The sequence below is a fragment of the Pseudomonas sp. 18-147 genome, assembly GCF_051048045.1.
Lineage (GTDB): Bacteria > Pseudomonadota > Gammaproteobacteria > Pseudomonadales > Pseudomonadaceae > Pseudomonas > Pseudomonas aeruginosa.
Map to the genome: position 1 here is coordinate 4021419 of NZ_CP182296.1, position 18457 is coordinate 4039875.

Annotated in this window: 20 protein-coding genes; 9 read left to right on the forward strand and 11 right to left on the reverse strand. The window is 68.0% G+C overall.

Annotation, left to right across the window (positions count from 1 at the left end; genetic code table 11):
* Positions 1-252 precede the first annotated feature (252 nt).
* A complete protein-coding gene (gene pmpM / locus ACM0M4_RS19010; RefSeq protein WP_003112388.1) occupies positions 253-1686 on the forward strand; it encodes a proton-coupled multidrug efflux MATE transporter PmpM in 1434 nt (477 codons plus the stop codon).
* Here pmpM and rhtA read toward each other — a convergent pair.
* Complete coding sequence (gene rhtA / locus ACM0M4_RS19015; protein ID WP_033980899.1) at positions 1669-2562, reverse strand: threonine/homoserine exporter RhtA; 894 nt, start codon at positions 2560-2562, stop codon at positions 1669-1671. The two genes, pmpM and rhtA, sit on opposite strands and share 18 nt — an antisense overlap.
* On the opposite strand from rhtA, the gene ACM0M4_RS19020 reads away from it, so the two are divergent.
* Entirely contained in the window at positions 2561-3211 is a 651-nt protein-coding gene (locus ACM0M4_RS19020) for a helix-turn-helix domain-containing protein (RefSeq protein ID WP_003082844.1), read from the forward strand. The two genes, rhtA and ACM0M4_RS19020, sit on opposite strands and share 2 nt — an antisense overlap.
* A 37-nt stretch (positions 3212-3248) precedes the next feature.
* On the forward strand, positions 3249-3647 hold the full coding sequence (locus ACM0M4_RS19025) for a VOC family protein (protein ID WP_003106807.1): 399 nt from the start codon (positions 3249-3251) through the stop codon (positions 3645-3647).
* Between the two features lie 15 nt (positions 3648-3662).
* On the opposite strand, the gene ACM0M4_RS19030 is transcribed toward ACM0M4_RS19025, so the two are convergent.
* The 3 genes from ACM0M4_RS19030 to ACM0M4_RS19040 form a co-directional block, all read right to left on the reverse strand.
* Entirely contained in the window at positions 3663-4139 is a 477-nt protein-coding gene (locus ACM0M4_RS19030; RefSeq protein WP_003086914.1) for a YbaK/EbsC family protein, read from the reverse strand.
* 68 nt (positions 4140-4207) lie between these two features.
* Complete coding sequence (locus tag ACM0M4_RS19035) at positions 4208-5314, reverse strand: WD40/YVTN/BNR-like repeat-containing protein (RefSeq protein ID WP_033992471.1); 1107 nt, start codon at positions 5312-5314, stop codon at positions 4208-4210.
* Positions 5315-5334: 20 nt separating this feature from the next.
* Positions 5335-5604, reverse strand: coding sequence for a MoaD/ThiS family protein (locus ACM0M4_RS19040; RefSeq protein WP_003086912.1), 270 nt, complete (start codon positions 5602-5604; stop codon positions 5335-5337).
* A 257-nt stretch (positions 5605-5861) separates the two neighbouring features.
* Here ACM0M4_RS19040 and ACM0M4_RS19045 point away from each other — a divergent pair, with 257 nt between their 5' ends.
* The 3 genes from ACM0M4_RS19045 to ACM0M4_RS19055 all read left to right on the forward strand — a co-directional run bounded on the left by ACM0M4_RS19045 (position 5862) and on the right by ACM0M4_RS19055 (position 8084).
* On the forward strand, positions 5862-6287 hold the full coding sequence (locus ACM0M4_RS19045) for a YciI family protein (RefSeq protein ID WP_003086910.1): 426 nt from the start codon (positions 5862-5864) through the stop codon (positions 6285-6287).
* 36 nt (positions 6288-6323) lie between these two features.
* On the forward strand, positions 6324-6737 hold the full coding sequence (locus ACM0M4_RS19050) for a VOC family protein (RefSeq protein WP_003082839.1): 414 nt from the start codon (positions 6324-6326) through the stop codon (positions 6735-6737).
* 135 nt (positions 6738-6872) lie between these two features.
* Positions 6873-8084, forward strand: coding sequence for an MFS transporter (locus ACM0M4_RS19055; RefSeq protein ID WP_003082806.1), 1212 nt, complete (start codon positions 6873-6875; stop codon positions 8082-8084).
* Between the two features lie 7 nt (positions 8085-8091).
* Here the strand turns inward: ACM0M4_RS19055 and ACM0M4_RS19060 are convergent, their stop codons facing one another.
* The 4 genes from ACM0M4_RS19060 to ACM0M4_RS19075 form a co-directional block, all read right to left on the reverse strand.
* Positions 8092-9315 (reverse strand): RNA polymerase sigma factor, encoded by a 1224-nt coding sequence (locus tag ACM0M4_RS19060; RefSeq protein WP_003082803.1) that lies wholly within the window; start codon positions 9313-9315, stop codon positions 8092-8094.
* Positions 9316-9332: 17 nt separating this feature from the next.
* Positions 9333-10082: a DUF899 domain-containing protein gene (locus ACM0M4_RS19065; RefSeq protein ID WP_003112385.1), complete on the reverse strand. Its 750-nt coding sequence runs from the start codon at positions 10080-10082 to the stop codon at positions 9333-9335.
* Between the two features lie 174 nt (positions 10083-10256).
* Positions 10257-10607, reverse strand: a complete 351-nt coding sequence (locus tag ACM0M4_RS19070) for a YciI family protein (protein ID WP_003082795.1) — start codon at positions 10605-10607, stop codon at positions 10257-10259.
* A 182-nt stretch (positions 10608-10789) separates the two neighbouring features.
* Positions 10790-11128 (reverse strand): hypothetical protein, encoded by a 339-nt coding sequence (locus tag ACM0M4_RS19075; RefSeq protein ID WP_003112384.1) that lies wholly within the window; start codon positions 11126-11128, stop codon positions 10790-10792.
* Between the two features lie 433 nt (positions 11129-11561).
* On the opposite strand from ACM0M4_RS19075, the gene ACM0M4_RS19080 reads away from it, so the two are divergent.
* The gene (locus ACM0M4_RS19080; RefSeq protein ID WP_003082787.1) at positions 11562-12254 is read left to right on the forward strand and encodes a helix-turn-helix transcriptional regulator; all 693 of its coding nucleotides are present in this window, start codon (positions 11562-11564) and stop codon (positions 12252-12254) included.
* Between the two features lie 65 nt (positions 12255-12319).
* The gene (locus ACM0M4_RS19085; RefSeq protein ID WP_023086414.1) at positions 12320-13885 is read left to right on the forward strand and encodes an aminotransferase class I/II-fold pyridoxal phosphate-dependent enzyme; all 1566 of its coding nucleotides are present in this window, start codon (positions 12320-12322) and stop codon (positions 13883-13885) included.
* A 10-nt stretch (positions 13886-13895) separates the two neighbouring features.
* Here the strand turns inward: ACM0M4_RS19085 and ACM0M4_RS19090 are convergent, their stop codons facing one another.
* The 3 genes from ACM0M4_RS19090 to pagP form a co-directional block, all read right to left on the reverse strand.
* The gene (locus ACM0M4_RS19090; protein ID WP_016253675.1) at positions 13896-15485 is read right to left on the reverse strand and encodes a RimK family alpha-L-glutamate ligase; all 1590 of its coding nucleotides are present in this window, start codon (positions 15483-15485) and stop codon (positions 13896-13898) included.
* A 183-nt stretch (positions 15486-15668) separates the two neighbouring features.
* Entirely contained in the window at positions 15669-16463 is a 795-nt protein-coding gene (locus ACM0M4_RS19095; protein WP_012614328.1) for an SDR family NAD(P)-dependent oxidoreductase, read from the reverse strand.
* A 95-nt stretch (positions 16464-16558) separates the two neighbouring features.
* On the reverse strand, positions 16559-17017 hold the full coding sequence (pagP, locus tag ACM0M4_RS19100; RefSeq protein ID WP_003082771.1) for a palmitoyltransferase PagP: 459 nt from the start codon (positions 17015-17017) through the stop codon (positions 16559-16561).
* A gap of 451 nt (positions 17018-17468) precedes the next feature.
* Here pagP and ACM0M4_RS19105 point away from each other — a divergent pair, with 451 nt between their 5' ends.
* Entirely contained in the window at positions 17469-18377 is a 909-nt protein-coding gene (locus tag ACM0M4_RS19105; RefSeq protein ID WP_003124984.1) for a glutamate/aspartate ABC transporter substrate-binding protein, read from the forward strand.
* The last annotated feature ends 80 nt before the right edge of the window (positions 18378-18457 follow it).

Sequence of the window (18457 nt, forward strand, 5' to 3'; positions counted from 1 at the left end):
CCCCCTCCATCTTCCTCCTACTGGTTTTTTATCCAATTCCTGGGCGTCTGAGAGAGGCTGCGGAAAAGTCTGGGGGAGATGTCCGGCGTTTCCAGGGCATGTCATCTGCCGCTGTCACGGGTATCCGGCGGATAACCGCTAGGCGGTTATTCGCCCTACGGGGCTGGGTAACCGGCACGACCCTGCTGACCCTTCCTGACCACCCCGTCAACCCGTAAACTACGCGGTTCCCCTGCCCAGACAAGGACTGCCGTGAACAGCCCCGCCCTGCCCCTTTCCCGTGGCTTGCGCATCCGCGCCGAACTCAAGGAACTGCTGACCCTCGCCGCGCCGATCATGATCGCGCAACTGGCGACCACCGCCATGGGCTTCGTCGATGCGGTGATGGCCGGGCGCGCCAGTCCGCACGACCTGGCAGCGGTGGCGCTGGGCAACTCGATCTGGATCCCGATGTTCCTGCTGATGACCGGCACCCTGCTCGCCACCACGGCCAAGGTCGCCCAGCGCCATGGCGCCGGCGACCAGCCCGGCACCGGGCCGCTGGTGCGCCAGGCGCTGTGGCTGGCGCTGCTGATCGGACCGCTGTCGGGGGCGGTGCTGTGGTGGTTGTCGGAGCCGATCCTCGGCTTGATGAAAGTGCGCCCGGAACTGATCGGGCCGAGCCTGCTGTACCTCAAGGGCATCGCCCTGGGCTTCCCGGCGGCGGCGCTGTACCACGTACTGCGCTGCTACACCAACGGCCTGGGACGGACCCGGCCGAGCATGGTGCTGGGGATCGGCGGGCTGCTGCTGAACATCCCGATCAACTACGCGCTGATCTACGGCCACTTCGGCATGCCGAAGATGGGTGGCCCCGGCTGCGGCTGGGCCACCGGCTCGGTGATGTGGTTCATGTTCCTCGGCATGCTGTTCTGGGTGAACAAGGCCTCGATCTACCGCGCCAGCCAGTTGTTCTCGCGCTGGGAGTGGCCGGATCGCGCGACCATCGGCCCGCTGGTGGCGGTCGGCCTGCCGATCGGCATCGCGGTGTTCGCCGAGTCGAGCATCTTCTCGGTGATCGCCCTGCTGATCGGCGGGCTCGACGAGAACGTGGTGGCCGGCCACCAGATCGCCCTGAACTTCAGCGCGCTGGTGTTCATGATTCCCTATTCGCTGGGGATGGCGGTGACCGTGCGGGTCGGCCACAACCTCGGCGCCGGCCTGCCGCGCGACGCGCGCTTCGCCGCCGGCGTGGGGATGGCCGCGGCGCTGGGCTACGCCTGCGTCTCGGCGAGCCTGATGTTGTTGCTGCGCGAGCAGATCGCCGCGATGTATTCGCCGGACCCGGCGGTGATCGCCATCGCCGCCTCGCTGATCGTGTTCTCCGCGCTGTTCCAGTTCTCCGACGCCCTGCAGGTCACCGCCGCCGGGGCCCTGCGCGGCTACCAGGACACCCGGGTGACGATGATCATGACCCTGTTCGCCTACTGGGGCATCGGCCTGCCGGTGGGCTACAGCCTCGGCCTCACCGACTGGTTCCAGGAACCCACCGGACCGCGCGGTCTGTGGCAAGGCCTGGTGGTGGGCCTGACCGGCGCGGCGATCATGCTCTGCATCCGCCTGGCGCGCAGCGCGCGGCGCTTCATCCGCCAGCACGAGCGCCTGCAGCGGGAGGACGCGGAGGCCGCCTCAGTCCTTGGCCGGTAGCGCCGGGGCGGCGCCACGCGACTTGACGCTGAGGGTAGTGCCGACCGAGGCGAGGATGATCGCGCCGATGGCCAGCCATTGGGTCGGGCTCAGCCGCTCGCCGAGGAACAGCAGCCCGGAGAGCGCGCCGAAGGCCGGCTCGATGCTCATCAGGGTGCCGAAGGTGCGCGCCGGCAGGCGGGTCAGCGCGACCATTTCCAGGGTGTAGGGCAAGGCCGTGGAGAGCACCGCGACGCCCAGCGCCAACGGGATCAGCGCCGGGTCGAGGAGGTCGGCGCCGGCGTGGGCGACGCCGATCGGCACAACCAGGATCGCCGCCACCAGCACCCCCAGCGCGGCGCCCTGGGCGCCATGGTCGGCGCCGGCGCGCTGGCCGAAGAGGATGTACAGCGCCCAGCACACGCCGGCACCGAGGGCATAGGCGGCGCCGACCAGGTCGAGCGGCTCGGCGCTGTTGCCCAGCGGCAGCAACAGCCAGATGCCGAACACCGCCAGGCCGATCCAGAGGAAGTCCAGCAGGCGCCGCGAGGAGAGGATCGCCACCAGCAGCGGCCCGGTGAACTCCAGGGCCACCGCGATGCCCAGCGGCACGGTGCGCACCGAGAGATAGAACAGCAGGTTCATGCCGCCCAGGGCGATGCCGTAGATCACCACCGAGCGCAGCGATTGCAGGCTCAGGCGCTTGCGCCAGGGACGCAGGAGCAACAGCAGGATCAGCGCGGCGAAGAACAGCCGCAGGGCCGTGGTGCCCTGGGCGCCGACCAGGGGGAACATGCTTTTCGCCAGGGAGGCGCCGCTCTGGATCGAGGCCATGGCGATCAATAGCAGGCCGACCGGCAACAGCGTTCCGGCGAGGCCGCGGGAGGTGGAGGTCATGGAAGAGGTCCGGCAGTGGGAAGCAGCCCGATGGACTGCGGGAAACGGGATGTGCACTATAATGCGCAAAACCGCGACAGTGAGCAATATATTGCCCAACCCTACCGAACGCCCCAGCGTCCTCGAACATGTCTCCGGCAACGTCCGCCGCCTGCGCCTGCAAGCCGGCCTCAGCCAGGAAGCGCTGGCCCGCGCGGCCAGTGTCAGCCGGCGGATGCTGGTGGGCATCGAGAGCGGCGACGTCAATGTCAGCCTGTCGACCCTCGACCGTATCGCCGCCGCCCTCGGCGTGCTGTTCCCCGACCTGGTCCAGGCACCGGCCACCGACCGCTCGCGGATCAATGCGGTGGCCTGGGTCGGCCACCACCCCGAGAGCCGCGCCACCCTCCTCGCCAGCGCACCGGCGCGGCGCGAGGTGGAACTCTGGGCCTGGTCGCTGGGACCGGGCGAGCGCTACGTATCGGAACCCGACGCCGCCGGCTGGCGGGAGATGGTTCTGGTCATCGAAGGTCGCCTGCGCCTGGAACTGGCCGACGGCGAACGGCGCATCGAGGCCGGCGACTTCCATGCCTTCGCCAGCGACCAGCCGTACGCCTACGTCAACGACGGCGACGAGGTGGTGCGTTTCACCCGCAACGTGGTGAGCTAGGCTCTAGCCTCGAGCCAGCCTTCCAGAGGAGACCGCGATGAGCGCACGCGTACGACCCTTCCTGATGTTCCAGGGGGTCCAGGCCGAGGCGGCCATGAACTTCTACCTGTCGCTGTTCGACGACGCCGAGATCCTCCAGATCCAGCGCTACGGCGCCGAGGGGCCGGGCCCGGAGGGCTCGGTGCTGAAGGCGCTGTTCCGCCTCGGCGACCAGAGCGTGCATTGCATCGACAGCCATGTGCGGCACGCCTTCGATTTCACCCCGGCGTTCTCCTTCTTCGTCGACTGCGAGAGCAACGCGCAGATCGAGCGCCTGGCCGAGGCCCTGAGCGACGGCGGCAAGGCCCTGATGCCGCTCGGCGACTACGGCTTCAGCCAGCGTTTCGCCTGGCTGGCCGACCGCTTCGGGGTGTCCTGGCAGCTCAATCTGGCCTGAGCCCGGCAGTTGCCGTCAGGCTTCCTGGAGGACTTCCTGGCACACATCGACCCACTGCGCATCCACCAGCTCGGCCATCCGTTGCGGGGCGATGCGGACCGCGCTGTGCACCGCCCCGGCGGCCGGAAGCACTTCGTCGAAGGCTTGCAGCGAGACATCGCAGTACACCGCCAGCGGCGTCGCCAGGCCGAACGGGCAGACTCCGCCGACCGGGTGCCCGGTCAGCTCGACCACGTCCTCGGCGCCGAGCATCTTCGCCTTGCCGCCGAAGGCGGCCTTGATCTTGCGGTTGTCCAGCCGCGCGTCGCCGCGCGCCACTACCAGTACGGTGCGCTCGCCGACCCGCAGCGACAGGGTCTTGGCGATGCGCCCCGGCTCCACGCCATGGGCCTCGGCGGCCAGGGCGACGGTGGCGGTGCTGGTTTCCAGCTCGATGATGCGCAGGTCCGGGGCTTTCTCGGCGAAGAACCGCCGGACGGATTCGAGGCTCATGGGGTGGGCTCCTTGGCGAAAACCCACGAACTTATGCAAGCGCGCCGAGGCTGTCCAGCACCGCGCGCTCAGGCGAAGCGCACGCAGTAGATAGGCGGCAGGTTGGCGGAGAGCTGCTGCCAGTCCTCCCCGCCGTTCTCGCTGAGCCACAGGCCGCCGGTGGTCGAGCCCATGGCCAGGCGCTCGCCGCTGGGGGCGATGTCCAGGCCGTGGCGGTAGACCAGGTCGTAGGCCGGGCCATCGGGCAGGCCGCGCTCGAGGGTCTCGAAGCTGTGGCCACCGTCGCGGGTGCGGGTGACCACGAAACGGGCGTCCCTGGGAATGCGGCATTCGTCCTTGGTCGCCGGGACGAACCAGGCCGTGTCCGGCTGCCGCGGATGCACGGCGACGGCGAAGCCGAAGCTGGACGGCTCGGCGACCACGCCCTGCCAATGCAGGCCGCCGTCGCGGGAACGGAAGATGCCGTTGTGGTGCTGCACCCAGAGGAACTCCGGGCGCGCCTGGCACTGCACCAGGCGGTGCGGGTCCTGGATCGCCGCTTCCTCGCTCTGCTCCGGCGGCATGTAGTCGGCGCGCATGCCTCTGGTGGTGCAGGTCCAGCTGCGGCCGTCGTCGTGGCTCTGCCAGACGCCGCCGCAAGACACCGCGACGGTGAGGTGGCGACTGTCGCGTGGGTCGACGCAGATGGAATGGATGCCGGGATGGTCGTAGCCGCCGCCGAACCACTGGGCGCGTTCGGGTCGTTCCCAGAGTTCGCGGTTGAGGCGCCAGCTGGCGCCACGGTCGTCGGAGCGGAACAGGCCGCCGGGGATGGTCCCGGCCCACAGCGTGCCGGGCCGGTCGGCGCCGCCTGGCTCGAGGATCCACAACTGCTGTAGCGACCAGGGTGGCTCCGCCGCCTGGCCTTCCAGCGGTTCGGCCGCTGGCGGCTGCGGCGGATAGACCGGCACCGCGCATTCCATCCAGTCCGTCGCGCCGGCGTCGCGACGCCACAGCTTGACGCCGAAATGGCCGAGGTTCAGCGCCGCGTAGAGCGCGCCATCGCGCGGGTCGGCGAGGAGCATGCTCAGCGGCTCGCCGAGGAAGTGGCTGGCCATCGGCAGCCACTGGCCCGCCGCGTTGCGCCGCAGCTCGAACAGGCCCTTGCGGGTGCCGACATAGAGTCGCTCGCTCACCGGATGTCCTCCTCTGTTGGTCAACCGCCGCTCAGCGCCTGCACCACGTAGATCTCGCTATCGTCTTGGAGCGGATCGCCCAATCCCCGGCGATCGCGGACCTGCACGCCATCGACGAACAGCGCCACATGCCGGCGCAGACTGCCCTGGTCGTCGAGCAGGTAGCCGCGCAAGCGCGGCTCGCGGGCGAAGGCCGCCTGCAAGGCGGCGGCGACCGTGGCGGCGCCGACGTCCAGCGCGGGCATGGCGACGTGCCGCTGGATGGCCGGGGCGAAGACGATACGGGGCATGCCGAGGCTCGCGGAAATGGCTCTGCCGGAACAGTGTAGAAGCCCTGCAGGCCACGGCTGGCGCGGCCCGCCCAGCGGTCAGCACACTCCGCAGCGACGCTCGTCGGCCATCCCGGCCGCTCGGCGCGGGCCTCCTATACTGCCCCGGCCAGCGAAAAAACCGCCGTCGCCTGTCGATCCGCCGGCCTGCCGTTCGACCAGTTCGGGAGGCGGGCCAGAACGGGCCGTCATTGCGCAGAACAACAAGGAGAACGCAGATGAGATTCATGGTGATCGTCAAGGCCACCCAGGCTTCCGAAGCCGGCGAGATGCCCAGCGAGGAACTGCTCGCGGCGATGGGCCGCTACAACGAGGAACTGGTCAAGGCCGGGGTGATGCTCGCCGGCGAAGGGCTACAGCCCAGCGCCAAGGGCGCCCGGGTGCGTTTCTCCGGCAACGCGCGGACGGTGATCGACGGCCCCTTCGCCGAGACCCGCGAGCTGATCGCCGGTTTCTGGATGTTCCAGGTGGCCTCCCTGGAAGAGGCCATCGAGTGGGTCAAGCGATGCCCGAACCCATTCGACGGCGAATCCGAGATCGAGATCCGCCAGGTCTTCGAGGCCGAGGACTTCGGCGAGGAGTTCACCCCGGAACTGCGCGAGCGCGAGGAGCGCCTGCGCGCCGAGCTGGAAAAACGCAACTGAACCGCCCCGCACTCCGCCAAGAACGAGGAAAGCGCCATGCAAATCGTCCCCTACCTGATCTTCAACGGTAATTGCCGGGAGGCCTTCAGCTGCTACCACCAGCACCTGGGCGGCACCCTGGAGGCCATGCTGCCGTTCGGCGACAGCCCCGAGTGCGGCGACATCCCGGCCGACTGGAAAGACAAGATCATGCACGCACGGCTGGTGGTCGGCAGCTTCGCCCTGATGGCCTCGGACAATCACCCGGCCTATCCCTACGAAGGCATCAAGGGCTGTTCCATCAGCCTCAACGTCGACAGCAAGGCCGAGGCCGAGCGCCTGTTCAACGCCCTCGCCGAGGGCGGCTCGGTCCAGATGCCGCTGGGCCCGACCTTCTGGGCGGCGAGCTTCGGCATGTTCACCGACCGCTTCGGCGTGGCCTGGATGGTCAACTGCGAGCAGGACCGGTAGCGTCCGCTACGCGGGCCCGCCGCGCGCGAGTCGCGATCGATAGACGCACTGCTGCGATAATTTAGGTTGCATTTTAAAACCAAAATTCCTAGCCTCCGCTTTAGTTTCATATTGAAACCTTACGGAGCGCTTCGCATGCCATCCTCGCCATCCTCCCTCCCCTCCGCGCTGGTGCTGCTGTTCGCCGTCGCCTGCGGTCTCAGCGTGGCCAACGTCTATTACGCCCAGCCGCTGCTGGACGTCCTCGGTGCCGAGTTCGCCATCGGCCAGGCCGGGGTCGGCCTGCTGTTCGGCGCGACCCAGGCCGGTTGCGCCCTGGCGCTGCTGCTGGTGGTGCCGCTGGGCGACCTGCTGGAGCGGCGCCGGCTGATGTTCGTCCAGCTCCTGCTGCTGGTGCTGTCGCTGCTGCTGGTGGGCTTCGCCGGCGATACCCTCGGCCTGGCGCTGGGGCTGCTCGGACTGGGCCTGCTCGGCACCGCCATGACCCAGGGACTGCTGGCCTACGCCGCGGCGCTGGCGGCGCCTGGCGAGCGCGGGCGGGTGGTCGGCGCGGCGCAGGGCGGCGTGGTGATCGGCCTGCTGCTGGCGCGCAGCCTGGCCGGGCTGCTCGCCGACCTCGGCGGCTGGCGCAGCGTCTACCTGGTCTCGGCAGCGAGCATGGGCGGGCTCGGCCTGCTGCTCTGGCGGGTACTGCCGGCGGCGCCGAGCAACGAACTGGGGCTGACCTACCGGCAACTGCTCGGCTCGATGTTCGACCTGCTGGCGAGCCAGCGCGTGCTGCAGGTGCGCGGCCTGCTCGGGCTGTTGATGTTCGCCGCCTTCGGGGTGTTCTGGAGCAGCCTGGTATTGCTGCTCGGCGCGCCGCCGCATTCGCTGTCGCACAGCGCCATCGGCGCCTTCGGCCTGGTCGGCGCGCTCGGCGCGCTGGGCGCGGCGCGGGCCGGCAGCCTGGCCGATCGCGGCCACGCCCAGGCGCTCAGCGGCGGCGCCCTGCTGCTGTTGCTGCTGTCCTGGCTGCCGCTCGCCCTCGGCGCGCATTCGCTGGCGGCGCTGATTCTCGGCGTGCTGCTGCTCGATCTCGCCGGCCAGGCGATCCATGTGCTCAACCAGAGCCTGGTCTTCGCCATCGACCCGCGCGCCCACAGCCGCCTGGTGGGTTGCTACATGCTGTTCTACGCCGCCGGCAGCGGCCTCGGCGCCAGCGCCGGCACCGCCATGTACGCCTGGGCCGGCTGGGACGCGGTGAGCCTGCTCGGCGCGGCGATCAGCCTGGCGGCCCTGGCGTTCTGGTGGTTCACCCGTGGCGTTGGCGGCGAAGCGCGTACGGCCTGCGCCAACGGCGCCTGAGCCGGCTTCAATCGAGTTCGCGCAGGCGCTGCTCGATGAAGCGCCGCTCCGGCTCCTGGCGCGCCAGGGCCAGCGCCGCGCGGTAGGCCTCGCGGGCCTCGCGGCGGCGACCGAGACGGCGGCAGAAGTCGGCACGCGCCGAGTGCGCCAGGTGGTAATCGGCCAGTTCACCTCGCGCCAGCAACGCATCGACCACGGCCAGCCCGACCTCGACGCCATCGCGCATGGCCAAGGCCACGGCGCGGTTGAGTTCGACCACCGGCGACGGCGCCAGGTACAGCAGCGCGTCGTAGAGGGCGACGATCCGTGCCCAGTCGGTGTCCTCGGCGCGCGGCGCCTGGGCATGCACCGCAACGATCGCCGCCTGCAGGGTGTAGGGCCCGACGCGGCGGCTGGCCAGGGCCCGCTCGACCAGGCCGAGCCCCTCGACGATCAATCCACGATCCCACAGAGCGCGGTCCTGCTCGTCGAGCCGCACCAGTTCGCCGCTGGCCGAGATCCGCGCCTGGCGCCGCGAGTCGTGCAGCAACATCAGGGCGAGCAGGCCGAGGGCCTCGGGGTCGGGCAGCAGCTCGACCAGCAGGCGGCCGACGCGGATCGCCTCGCCGCTGAGATCGGCGCGGGTCAGGCTGGCGCCGGTGGAGGCCGAGTAGCCCTCGTTGAACACCAGGTAGATCACTTGCAGGACGTTGCCCAGCCGCTCGGGGAGTTCCTCTAGGGTCGGTACCTGGTAGGGAATCCGGGCCTCGCGGATCTTGTTCTTGGCCCGCACGATGCGTTGGGCGATGGCGCTGGGCGCGGCGAGGAAGGCGCGGGCGATCTCCTCGGTGCGCAGGTCGCAGACCTCGCGCAGGGTCAGCGCCACCTGTGCCTCGGGGGTCAGCGCCGGGTGGCAGCAGGTGAAGATCAGGCGTAGCCGGTCGTCTTCCACCGCATCGCCCTCCTCCGCCGGCGCCTCGGCCTGCTCTTCCAGTTGCTCGGCGAGCAGTCGCTGCGAGGCGTCGAAGCGCGCTCGCCGGCGCAGGTTGTCGATGGCCTTGAAGCGCCCAGCGGAAACCAGCCAGGCGCGCGGGTTGCGCGGGATACCGTCGCGCGGCCACTGCTCGACGGCGGCGATGAAGGCGTCGTGCAAGGCCTCCTCGGCCAGCTCGAAATCGCCGAGCAGGCGGATCAGGGTCGCCAGCACGCGCCGCGACTCCTCGCGGTACAGCGCCTCGATGCGGCTGCGCAACGGCTCGCCGTGCTCCCTCAATGGCTGGCCTGCGCGTGGCAGCAGGCGCTTTTCGGCGCCTCGTCGTAGCGGTCGTGGTGACGCAGCCAGTCCATGATCGCGTCCTCGTTGCGCCCCTTGGGCGTCAGGTCGAGGAAGGTGTAGGTGGTGAGCAGGATGTCGAGGCCGCGCGCATAGGCCGAATAGGTGTGGAACACCTCGCCCGCCGGATTGCGCAGGAACACGCTGGCACCCGGCATTTCCTCGCCGGCGTCGGGGGTCGGCTGGTAGTTGTAGTCGACGCTGCCGGCGGCCAGTTGCGCCTTGTCGAAGGACACCCCGAAGTCACGGTTGAAATCGCTGCCGTACGAGGAGTACCAGTCGAAACGCCAGCCCATGCGCCGGCGGAACGCCTGGAACTCTTCCAGGGGCGCGCGCGATACCGCCACCAGGCTGACGTCGTGGTGCGCCAGGTGCCGGTTGGCGCCGTCGATGTGGTCGGCGAGGAACGAACAGCCGACGCAGCCTTCGCTCCAGCCCGGCGCGAACATGAAGTGGTAGACGATTAGCTGGCTATTGCCGCCGAACAACTCGGCCAGCGAACGCTCACCGCGCTCGCCCTGGAAGCGGTAGTCCTTGTCCACCCTGACCCAGGGCAGTTCGCGTCGTTCGGCGGCGACCTGGTCGCGCAGGCGGGTGAGTTGCTTTTCCCGCGCCAGCAGGCGGCGACGGGCGTCCAGCCATTGTTCCCGGCTGCTCACCGGGTGGTCCTGCAAAGAAGGATTCATTGCCGATTCTCCACGGAAATTCTCGGTTTTCCAGCCTGCCCGGGGTCGTTCCGCCAGCGGCGCCGGCGCCCGGTCGCCAGGGCGAAGCCGGCCAGCGAAGCGCCGCCGGCGCACAGCAGGGACAGGGATGCGATGCACAGGGGGCACATGCTTCACCTCCGGCGCCGGGCGCCCTCACTCCCATTCCTTGACCGGTCGCACCTCGACGCAGCCGAGCCGTCCCGGCGGAATCTTCGCGGCGATCTGCAGGGCCTGGTTGAGGTCACGCGCCTCGATCAGGTAGAAGCCGCCGAGTTGCTCCTTGGTCTCGGCGAACGGCCCGTCGGTCATCGCCAGCCGCCCGCCCTGGTGGCGCAGGGTGGTGGCGGTCTGCACCGACTGCAGGGCGTGCGAGGCGATGTAGTGGCCGGCCTTGCCCAACTGGTCGGAGTAGGTCATGCACTCGTCGACGATGGCGGCAAGCTCCTCGGCCGGCACGGCGGCCAGCTTCGCTTCGTCGAAATAGATCAGGCAGAGGTATTTCATGGCGGTGGGCTCCTGGTGCGGATCGACGATCCGTTCGTTCGGTAGTCGCCCGGCGAGGGCGCCTTTCGACAGTGGCGGGGAAAAAAGCCCGCGGCGCGGACGAACGGTCGGCGCTCGCCGTGGAACGCCGCCGACCGCAGCACAAGCCTAGACCCGCCCGACCACCGGGCGCGGGCCGTCGGTCAGGGCTGACGCGGTGCGTAGGGATTCAGGCGGGGATCGCGCAGCGGGCTTTCCCGGGTCGGCCCGGGATCGTCCTGGCGCAGGCGGAGACTGCCGTTGCCGATCTTCAAGCCGTCCTTGGTCGTCGCCTCCCCGTCGGCGCTGGCCGCGTCGCTACCCGGCAGGTCCGGCTCGGCGGCCTCCGGTTGCGGCTGTGGCGCGCTGCCCATGGGCAACGGCGCGACCGGCGGCGCGGCGGGCAACGCTGCCGGCAGCTCGTCCGGCAGGGGCGCGGCGAGGGTCGGTTGGCCCAGGCCGGCGAGCACCATGGCCAGGAGCAGGAAAAGCACACGCGACATGACAAAGCCTCGATAGGCCTCGGGACTTCCACCATAGCCGCGCAACGGCCCCGGCGAGCGAAGTACGGACCGGTGGCATCGCGCATTGGAAAAAGGGAATTCCTGGAATTGTTCGATAGGACCCTGGCCACCTCCGTCAGTTGTCAATCGACTTTTCGAACAACGCGCCCGCCCCTATTAGAACAGCGCAAAAAAACTCGATCAAAAGTACAGCCTGGGCATGAGGTCGCGGATATAACCTGAAATCGAATTGCGCCCCGGCGTAGTTGCTCCGGTAACACTTCGCAGACGCAGGAGTCGAACGCCACCGAAAAGAAGATAGCACTTGCCAGAGAAACTTCCGCAGGTCCCAACGAACATCCCGGCACGCACTCGCCTCGCCATCTTTCTTCCATTCAAAGACCCGCCCACATGTAAATGAGTGGAGTAGCCAATGACGCTATTGGATATCGAAAAGCTGCTGGACATGACTCACCACATGTCGGTGCACATTCCCATCGAACTGATCATTTCCTGGGAGCAGAGCGAAGAGGCCTGGAGTGTGAAAGACAACTGTCTCAACTTCGTCTATGTCAATCGTCGCTATACCGAACTGATCACCCCGCGGTTCGGCCAGAAGAACTCCCTGCTGTCCCCCTTCAGTGCCAGCATCGAAGAGCACGACAAGCTGGTCATCCAGACCGGCAAGCGCATCGAGGCCCTGGCGCTGCTCAGGCCGGACGACCATCCGGCGCCCTGCTGCCTGTACTTCGAGCGCATGCCGCTGTATGACCGGCGCGGCAACCGCACCGGGGTGATCGCCCATGCCAAGACCCTGACCTCGGTCGCCCCGCGCGGCTTCATCGCCACCGACGGCATCGGTACCTTCACCTTCACGCCCCCCTCGGAGTTGTTCACCTCGCGCGAATGGGACGTGATCTACCTGCTGCTTTCCGGCCTCTCGGAAAAAGAAATAGCCGAACAGATCAGCCGCTCCCTGAGTACCGTCAAGTTCCACAAGAGCAACATCTTCCAGAAGGTCGGTTGCAGTTGCATCGGCGCCTTCAAGGCACTCGCCCGGCAAAAGAAGTGGAACTTCTATATCCCGCCGACCTTCGCCAGCGCCAAGTACATCATCAATCACTAGTCGCGCCTCGCGAGAGCCTTCGGCGTGCCGGGCGACGCTTTTGCCGGCGAAACCGAGCGGTTCGAATGGACAAGGACAACAGCATGTCTCGAAACAATCCTTCGCGTCATTCAATACTCGTCACTTCCAACATAAACGCGGCCAATGATGCGAATCGTCTTTCCGAGCTTTGTCGACAACTGGAAATACGCGGCTATAGGCTCTTCCAGGCGCCAAGCCGCAAGGTCGCCCTGGATTTTCTCGGCAACGCCGCGCACCCCGCCGGCATCCTCCTGCTCGTCGCGGAGCCGACAGGCGAGAACGAAGCCGCACAATTAGCGGCCCTCGATGAACTCCGCCAGGTCGCGCCGTCCATCCCGCTGTTCCTGTTGTTTCGTCAACTGCGCATCGAGCAGTTGTCCAGCCAGCTACTGGACGAGGTCCAGGGATGCTTCAACCTGGCCGCCGGCCCCGCACGCTTCATCGCCGAGCGCATCGACAGCGACCTGCGCGAATGGCGCGCCCCGGCAGGCCCCAGGCGGCTGCGCGACTATGCCCCGCCGGTCCCGCGCACGCCGGTGAGCGCCCGCTACAACGGCCGCGCACGCCTCGACCTGGCGCCGGCCAAGCAGTGGCGGATCGGCTCGGGGAGCACCGCGGAGCGCCTGGCGACACCGCTGAACGACCTCTCCACGGCCTACCGCAAGACGTCCGCAGGAGCCCCGGCGGCGCACGCCGGCGACATCGCCGAGGCCTTTCGCCGGGCGCTCTGGGAAGCCGCTGCGCGGCTCGCCAGGGAGGATGGCGATACGTGGTTCTTCGAGATACTGCGGGGCAACCCGGGGCCTGGCATCGAGGCCGGCCGGGAGACGCCGGCGAAGCGCTGGCACGGGCTCGCCGAGACACTCGACAGCAGTCCTCGGCTGGACCCGCTGCGCGTCGCCCTGAGCGCCCCCGGCCTCGATTCGCGCGGTCGCCCGGCCAGCTTCGGAGTACCCGCCGCGGTGGTCTGCCGCTACCTGCGCCGGCACGGCATCGCCCCGTTGCGCACCGGCGACTATCGCTTCCTGCTGCTGTTTCCCCAGGGCGCCAGGGCGGAACACGCGCAGCCGCTGGTGGACAGGCTGTGCGAATTCAAACGCCGGCACGACGACGATGCGCCGCTGAAGCAGGTGTTGCCGGAGTTGCTCGACAGCTCGCCGCTGTACCGCTACATCGGCCTGCGCGAACTCTGCGCGATGATCCACGAAGCCAGCCTGCGGCTGCACCTGACCGCCCTCGCCGACGCCGCCGCCAGGGCTGCCGGCCACGCCGCGCTGGCGCCGGCCACGGTCTATGGGCACCTGGTCAGGGACGAAACCGAAGCGGTGGCGATCGACAGGCTCGGCGGCCGTGTGGTCGCCAGCCTGGTCGGCGTCCATCCGGCGGCCACGCCGCTGCTGTTGCCCGGCGAACGGGTGGCCGAGGAATCACCGGCGCTGATCGACTACCTGCTGGCCTTGCAGGCCTTCGGCGAGCACTTTCCCGGTTTCGCTCCCGAGTTGCAGGGCATCGAGATCGATGAGCGCGGCCGCTACCGGGTCCGTTGCGTCAGGCCGGCAGCCCTCGCCCGCGGCTCCGGCCTGCGCCTGGCCACGCGCCGGCCGGACTGAGGCGCGCCGTTCAGCGCAGCGCCTTGCTCAACTGGCCACGGTGCTTGAGTTCCAGGCGCTGGACGAAGGCCTGGAGGATGCGCCGGTAGAGTTCGTCGCCGAGCTGGCCGTCCTCGACGCCGGCATCGATATTCGGGTTGTCGTTGACCTCGATGACCAGCACCTTGTCGCCGGCCTGCTTCAGGTCCACCCCGTAGAGGCCGTCGCCGATCCGCCCGGCGGCCTCCAGGGCCAGCTCCAGCACCGCCGGCGGCACCTGCTCCAGCGGCACGGCGCGGCACTCGCCGTTGACGTCTTGGCCGTCGGCCTTGTGGTTGTAGATCTGCCAGTGGCCGCGCGACATGAAGTACTGGCAGGCGTACAGCGGTTGGCGGTCGAGCACGCCGATGCGCCAGTCGTACTCGGTGTAGAAGAACTCCTGGGCCAGCAACAGGACCGAGCGCTCGAACAGCTCGCTCGCCGCCGCCAGCAGTTCGCTGTCGTCGTTGACCTTGACCACGCCACGGGAGAAGCAGCCATCGGGAATCTTCAGCACCAGCGGGAAGCCCAGGCGCCGGGCCACCCGCTGCCAGTCCTGCGGGCGTTCCTTGTAGAGGATCTCGGTGAGCGGCATGCCCAGTTGCCGGCAACCAAGCAGGTCGGCCAGGTAGACCTTGTTGGTGCAGCGCAGGATCGATGCCGGGTCGTCCATCACCACCAGGCCTTCGCGCTCGGCCTTCTCGGCGAAGCGATAGGTATGGTGGTCGACCCGGGTGGTCTCGCGGATCAGCAGGGCGTCGAACTCGGCCAGGCGCGCGTAGTCCTTGCGTCCGATCAGTTCGACGTCGATGCCGAGGCTGGCGCCGACCCGTACGAAGTTGGCCAGCGCCTGCGGGTTGGACGGCGGCAGCGCTTCGTCGGGATCGTGGAGGATCGCCATGTCGTAGCGTGCCACCCGCCGCGAACGCGGCATGCGCCAGGCGCGCCGGCTGAAACCGTCGAGGGCGTCGGCGAAAACGTCCTCCTGGTCGCTGCGCAGGCGGTTCAGCACGCCAGGGCGCACGCCCTCGATATGCCAGCCCTGCTGGCGACGGAACTCCACCAGCAGGATCGGACAGGGAAAGGCTTCGAACAACTGGCGGGCGAGGTCGGCCAGCGGCTCGAACTCGGTATGGCCGAAATACAGGGTCAGGGTGAAGCCGTCGGTGGCGCCATAGGGCGTACGGCACAGCGCCTTGTCCAGGGCCTTGTCGAGGCCACCCAGGGCCAGCCCGTACACCGACTTGCGAGCCAGTTCGCTGATGCAGCGCAGCGACGGGATCACCCGGTGGCCACGGGCCTCGGCCAGCAGCGAACAGTAGTAGCCGAGGCCGAGGTACTTGTAGCCGCGGCACAGGTTGATCACCTGCACGCGGCGGCCGCCGTGGTCGCGCGCCGATTGCTCGAGGTATTCCTGGGCGGTGAGTACTTCCTCGCTGGGCAGGTAGGAGGCCCAGTCCTCGCGTCGCTCGACGACGATCATCAGGCGGCTGCCGAGGTCGGCGAGAGCCGGCGGTCGGGGTTGCTCGACGGGGGTCATGCGGAGCGACCCGTCGAGGGTGGCTAACGAGGCTGCTGACATGAGTGGCGGTATCCTCTGAATGACGGTACCTGCCGTTCTAGACCTGCCGGCGCCTCCTGTCGCGCCTCGTTACGCAAGCTTTACGAGCGCCGCCGCCAGACGCCGGCGCGGCAACCGGCCAGGGCCGCCGGGCACCGCGCCGCGAGTGCCGAGGAGCATTTTTACGCTGGCGTTGCGCGCTCGTCAGGCCAGGCTGTCGAGCACCCCGCCGTCGACCCGCAGGGCCGCGCCGGTGGTCGCCGAGGCCTGGGTCGAGCAGGTGTAGACCACCAGGTTGGCGACTTCATCGGGCGTCGCCAGGCGCTGGATGATCGAACTGGAACGGTGCTGCCGGACAAAGGCGGTGCCGGCCTCTTCTATGCTCTGCCCGGCCTTCTGCGCATCCTCGCGGAGCATCTCGGCGACGCCTTCGGTGAGGGTCGGTCCGGGCAGCACCGCATTCACCGTCACCCCGGTGCCGGCCAGGCGCTTGGCCAGGCCGCGCGACACCGAGAGGTTGGCGGTCTTGCTGAAGCCGTAGTGGATCATGTCCGCCGGGATGTTCAACGCCGATTCCGAAGACAGGAACACCACTCGCCCCCAACCGCGCTCGACCATTCCCGGGACGTAGGCGCGGGCCAGGCGCACCCCGGACATCACGTTGACCTCGAAGAAGCGGCTCCACTCGGCGTCCTCGATGTCGAAGAAGTCCTTCAGCTCGAAGATGCCCAGGTTGTTGACCAGGATGTCCGCCTTCGGCTCGGCCGCAACGAAAGCCGCGCAGCCTTCCGCCGTGCCCAGGTCGCCGGCGACGCCGCGCACCCTGGCATCCGGCTGGCCGTTCCGGATCGCCGCGATCGCACGGTCCACCGCCGCCTGGCTGCGTCCGTTGACCACCACGGTGGCGCCGGCGGCGGCGAGGCCGCTGGCGATGGCGAAGCCGATGCCGGCGGTGGAACCGCTGACGATTGCCAGTTTGTCGCTCAGATCGATCTGCATGGGAGTCTCCTGTCGAGTGACGAACCGCTCAGGAACGCGGCTCGGGGAACAGACGACAGCCTAGACCAGCCAGCGTTCCGTGCTCGTTCCTGGCCTCAGAGACGCAGGCCGAGGTTGATCATCGCCGCCGAATTGCCGAGCAGCACCAGCTCGCTGCCCAGCGGGCCGAAGCGAACGCCCACCGAGGGGATGATCGCCGGCGCGACGCCGAAGCGGTTCAGCGGGATCTTGTCGCGGTATTCGCCGCGATAGCCCTGCAACAGGCCGCCGGTGAGCTTCAGGTAGACCGGGTAGCTGTCACTGTCGAAGCGCTTGCCCAGGTAGGCGTAGTTGGAGCGCTGGCTGAACGAGTTGCGGAAGGTCGCGCCGCCGGCCAGCACGCCATCGGCGCGGTTGTATTCGAGGCCGAGCAGGTCCTGGTGATTGTTGTGTTCCGGATCCGGGTTGAAATGCCGGGTGTAGACGCTGGTCTGCAGGTACCAGAAGTCGCCGTCGTCGGCAGCCCAGGCAGGTGCGGCGAGCACGGCCAGCAGGCTGAGGATGAGATAGCGCATGGGGACTCCAGGCGGCCGTCGCCAGGTAAGGAAGGCAAGACGTGACGGCTTGCGCCTCGCAGCGTGAATTCTGCTGAACCCGGCCTGAATCGGGCCTGAACGAAGCCTGAACAATTTCTGAACGAACCGTCAGAAAAACCCGGAATGGCTCAAGAACGGACCTCGGCGAAACGTTCGGAAAACCGAACGCCATGCCCCGAAAATATTCGGAAGAGCGGACGAAAGGCCATTTCGGGGCATTTTCATCCAAATTTAATTTCTTTTACTTTCAAATATTTAGGCTAAAAAAAGCCGGATTTCATAAGCTGGCATGCATCCTGCCACTACACTGTTCGGCAAGCACGATACTCTCGTGGCTTCCCCCGCCGGGGAAAACCGCGAAACACCCTGTCCCGGAGAGGCCAGGCGCTCGCGGCTCAATAAAAATCAAAACAAGTCGAGGAAGAAATTCATGCGTATCGCTCCCAGTCTGCTGAGCACCGCCATCGTGGCCGCTCTGTTGTCCGCTCCGGTCGTCGCTGACGAGCTCACCGGCACGCTGAAGAAGATCAAGGACACCGGCACCATCACCCTCGGTCACCGTGACGCTTCGATTCCCTTCTCCTACCTCGGCACCGAGCCGGGCAAGCCGATCGGCTACTCCCACGACCTGCAACTGAAAGTGGTCGAGGCGGTGAAGAAGGAACTCAACCTCCCCGAGCTGAAGGTCCGCTATAACCTGGTCACCTCGCAGACCCGCATCCCGCTGGTGCAGAACGGCACCGTGGACATCGAGTGCGGCTCCACCACCAACAACGAAGAGCGCCAGAAGCAGGTCGACTTCTCCGTCGGCATCTTCGAGGTCGGCACCCGCCTGCTGTCGAAGAAGACCGCCAACATCAAGGACTTCGACGACCTCAAGGGCAAGAACGTGGTGACCACCGCCGGCACCACCTCCGAGCGCCTGCTCAAGGCCATGAACGCGGACAAGAAGATGGGCATGAACATCATCTCCGCCAAGGACCACGGCGAGTCCTTCATGATGCTCGAATCCGGCCGCGCGGTGGCCTTCATGATGGACGACGCGCTGCTCTACGGCGAAATGGCCAAGGCCAAGAAGCCGGACGACTGGGTCGTCGGCGGCACCCCGCAGTCCTTCGAGATCTACGGCTGCATGGTGCGCAAGGGCGACGCGGCGTTCAAGAAAGTGGTCGACAAGGCCATCACCGATACCTACGCCTCCGGCGAGGTCAACAAGATCTACGACAAGTGGTTCACCCAGCCGATCCCGCCGAAGGGCCTGAACCTCAACTTCCCCATGAGCGAAGAGCTGAAGAAGCTGATCGCCAGCCCGACCGACAAGGCCGCCGAGCAGATGTAACGAGCGCCTGGCGTTCCTCCCGGAGCGCCAGCGCTTCGCGCGTCGCCCCCGCCTCGCAGCGGGGCCTCGGGGACGCGGGA

Excerpts from the sequence above, each read along its gene's own strand:
- rhtA (WP_033980899.1), bottom strand. The coding sequence starts at position 2,562 with ATGACCTCCACCTCCCGCGGCCTCGCCGGAACGCTGTTGCCGGTCGGC.
- ACM0M4_RS19105 (WP_003124984.1), top strand. The coding sequence starts at position 17,469 with ATGCGTATCGCTCCCAGTCTGCTGAGCACCGCCATCGTGGCCGCTCTG.
- ACM0M4_RS19065 (WP_003112385.1), bottom strand. The coding sequence starts at position 10,082 with ATGAATCCTTCTTTGCAGGACCACCCGGTGAGCAGCCGGGAACAATGG.
- ACM0M4_RS19055 (WP_003082806.1), top strand. The coding sequence starts at position 6,873 with ATGCCATCCTCGCCATCCTCCCTCCCCTCCGCGCTGGTGCTGCTGTTC.
- ACM0M4_RS19090 (WP_016253675.1), bottom strand. The coding sequence starts at position 15,485 with ATGTCAGCAGCCTCGTTAGCCACCCTCGACGGGTCGCTCCGCATGACC.
- ACM0M4_RS19095 (WP_012614328.1), bottom strand. The coding sequence starts at position 16,463 with ATGCAGATCGATCTGAGCGACAAACTGGCAATCGTCAGCGGTTCCACC.
- ACM0M4_RS19020 (WP_003082844.1), top strand. The coding sequence starts at position 2,561 with ATGGAAGAGGTCCGGCAGTGGGAAGCAGCCCGATGGACTGCGGGAAAC.
- ACM0M4_RS19040 (WP_003086912.1), bottom strand. The coding sequence starts at position 5,604 with ATGCCCCGTATCGTCTTCGCCCCGGCCATCCAGCGGCACGTCGCCATG.
- ACM0M4_RS19080 (WP_003082787.1), top strand. The coding sequence starts at position 11,562 with ATGACGCTATTGGATATCGAAAAGCTGCTGGACATGACTCACCACATG.
- ACM0M4_RS19045 (WP_003086910.1), top strand. The coding sequence starts at position 5,862 with ATGAGATTCATGGTGATCGTCAAGGCCACCCAGGCTTCCGAAGCCGGC.
- pagP (WP_003082771.1), bottom strand. The coding sequence starts at position 17,017 with ATGCGCTATCTCATCCTCAGCCTGCTGGCCGTGCTCGCCGCACCTGCC.
- ACM0M4_RS19050 (WP_003082839.1), top strand. The coding sequence starts at position 6,324 with ATGCAAATCGTCCCCTACCTGATCTTCAACGGTAATTGCCGGGAGGCC.
- ACM0M4_RS19025 (WP_003106807.1), top strand. The coding sequence starts at position 3,249 with ATGAGCGCACGCGTACGACCCTTCCTGATGTTCCAGGGGGTCCAGGCC.
- ACM0M4_RS19085 (WP_023086414.1), top strand. The coding sequence starts at position 12,320 with ATGGACAAGGACAACAGCATGTCTCGAAACAATCCTTCGCGTCATTCA.
- ACM0M4_RS19030 (WP_003086914.1), bottom strand. The coding sequence starts at position 4,139 with ATGAGCCTCGAATCCGTCCGGCGGTTCTTCGCCGAGAAAGCCCCGGAC.
- ACM0M4_RS19075 (WP_003112384.1), bottom strand. The coding sequence starts at position 11,128 with ATGTCGCGTGTGCTTTTCCTGCTCCTGGCCATGGTGCTCGCCGGCCTG.
- ACM0M4_RS19070 (WP_003082795.1), bottom strand. The coding sequence starts at position 10,607 with ATGAAATACCTCTGCCTGATCTATTTCGACGAAGCGAAGCTGGCCGCC.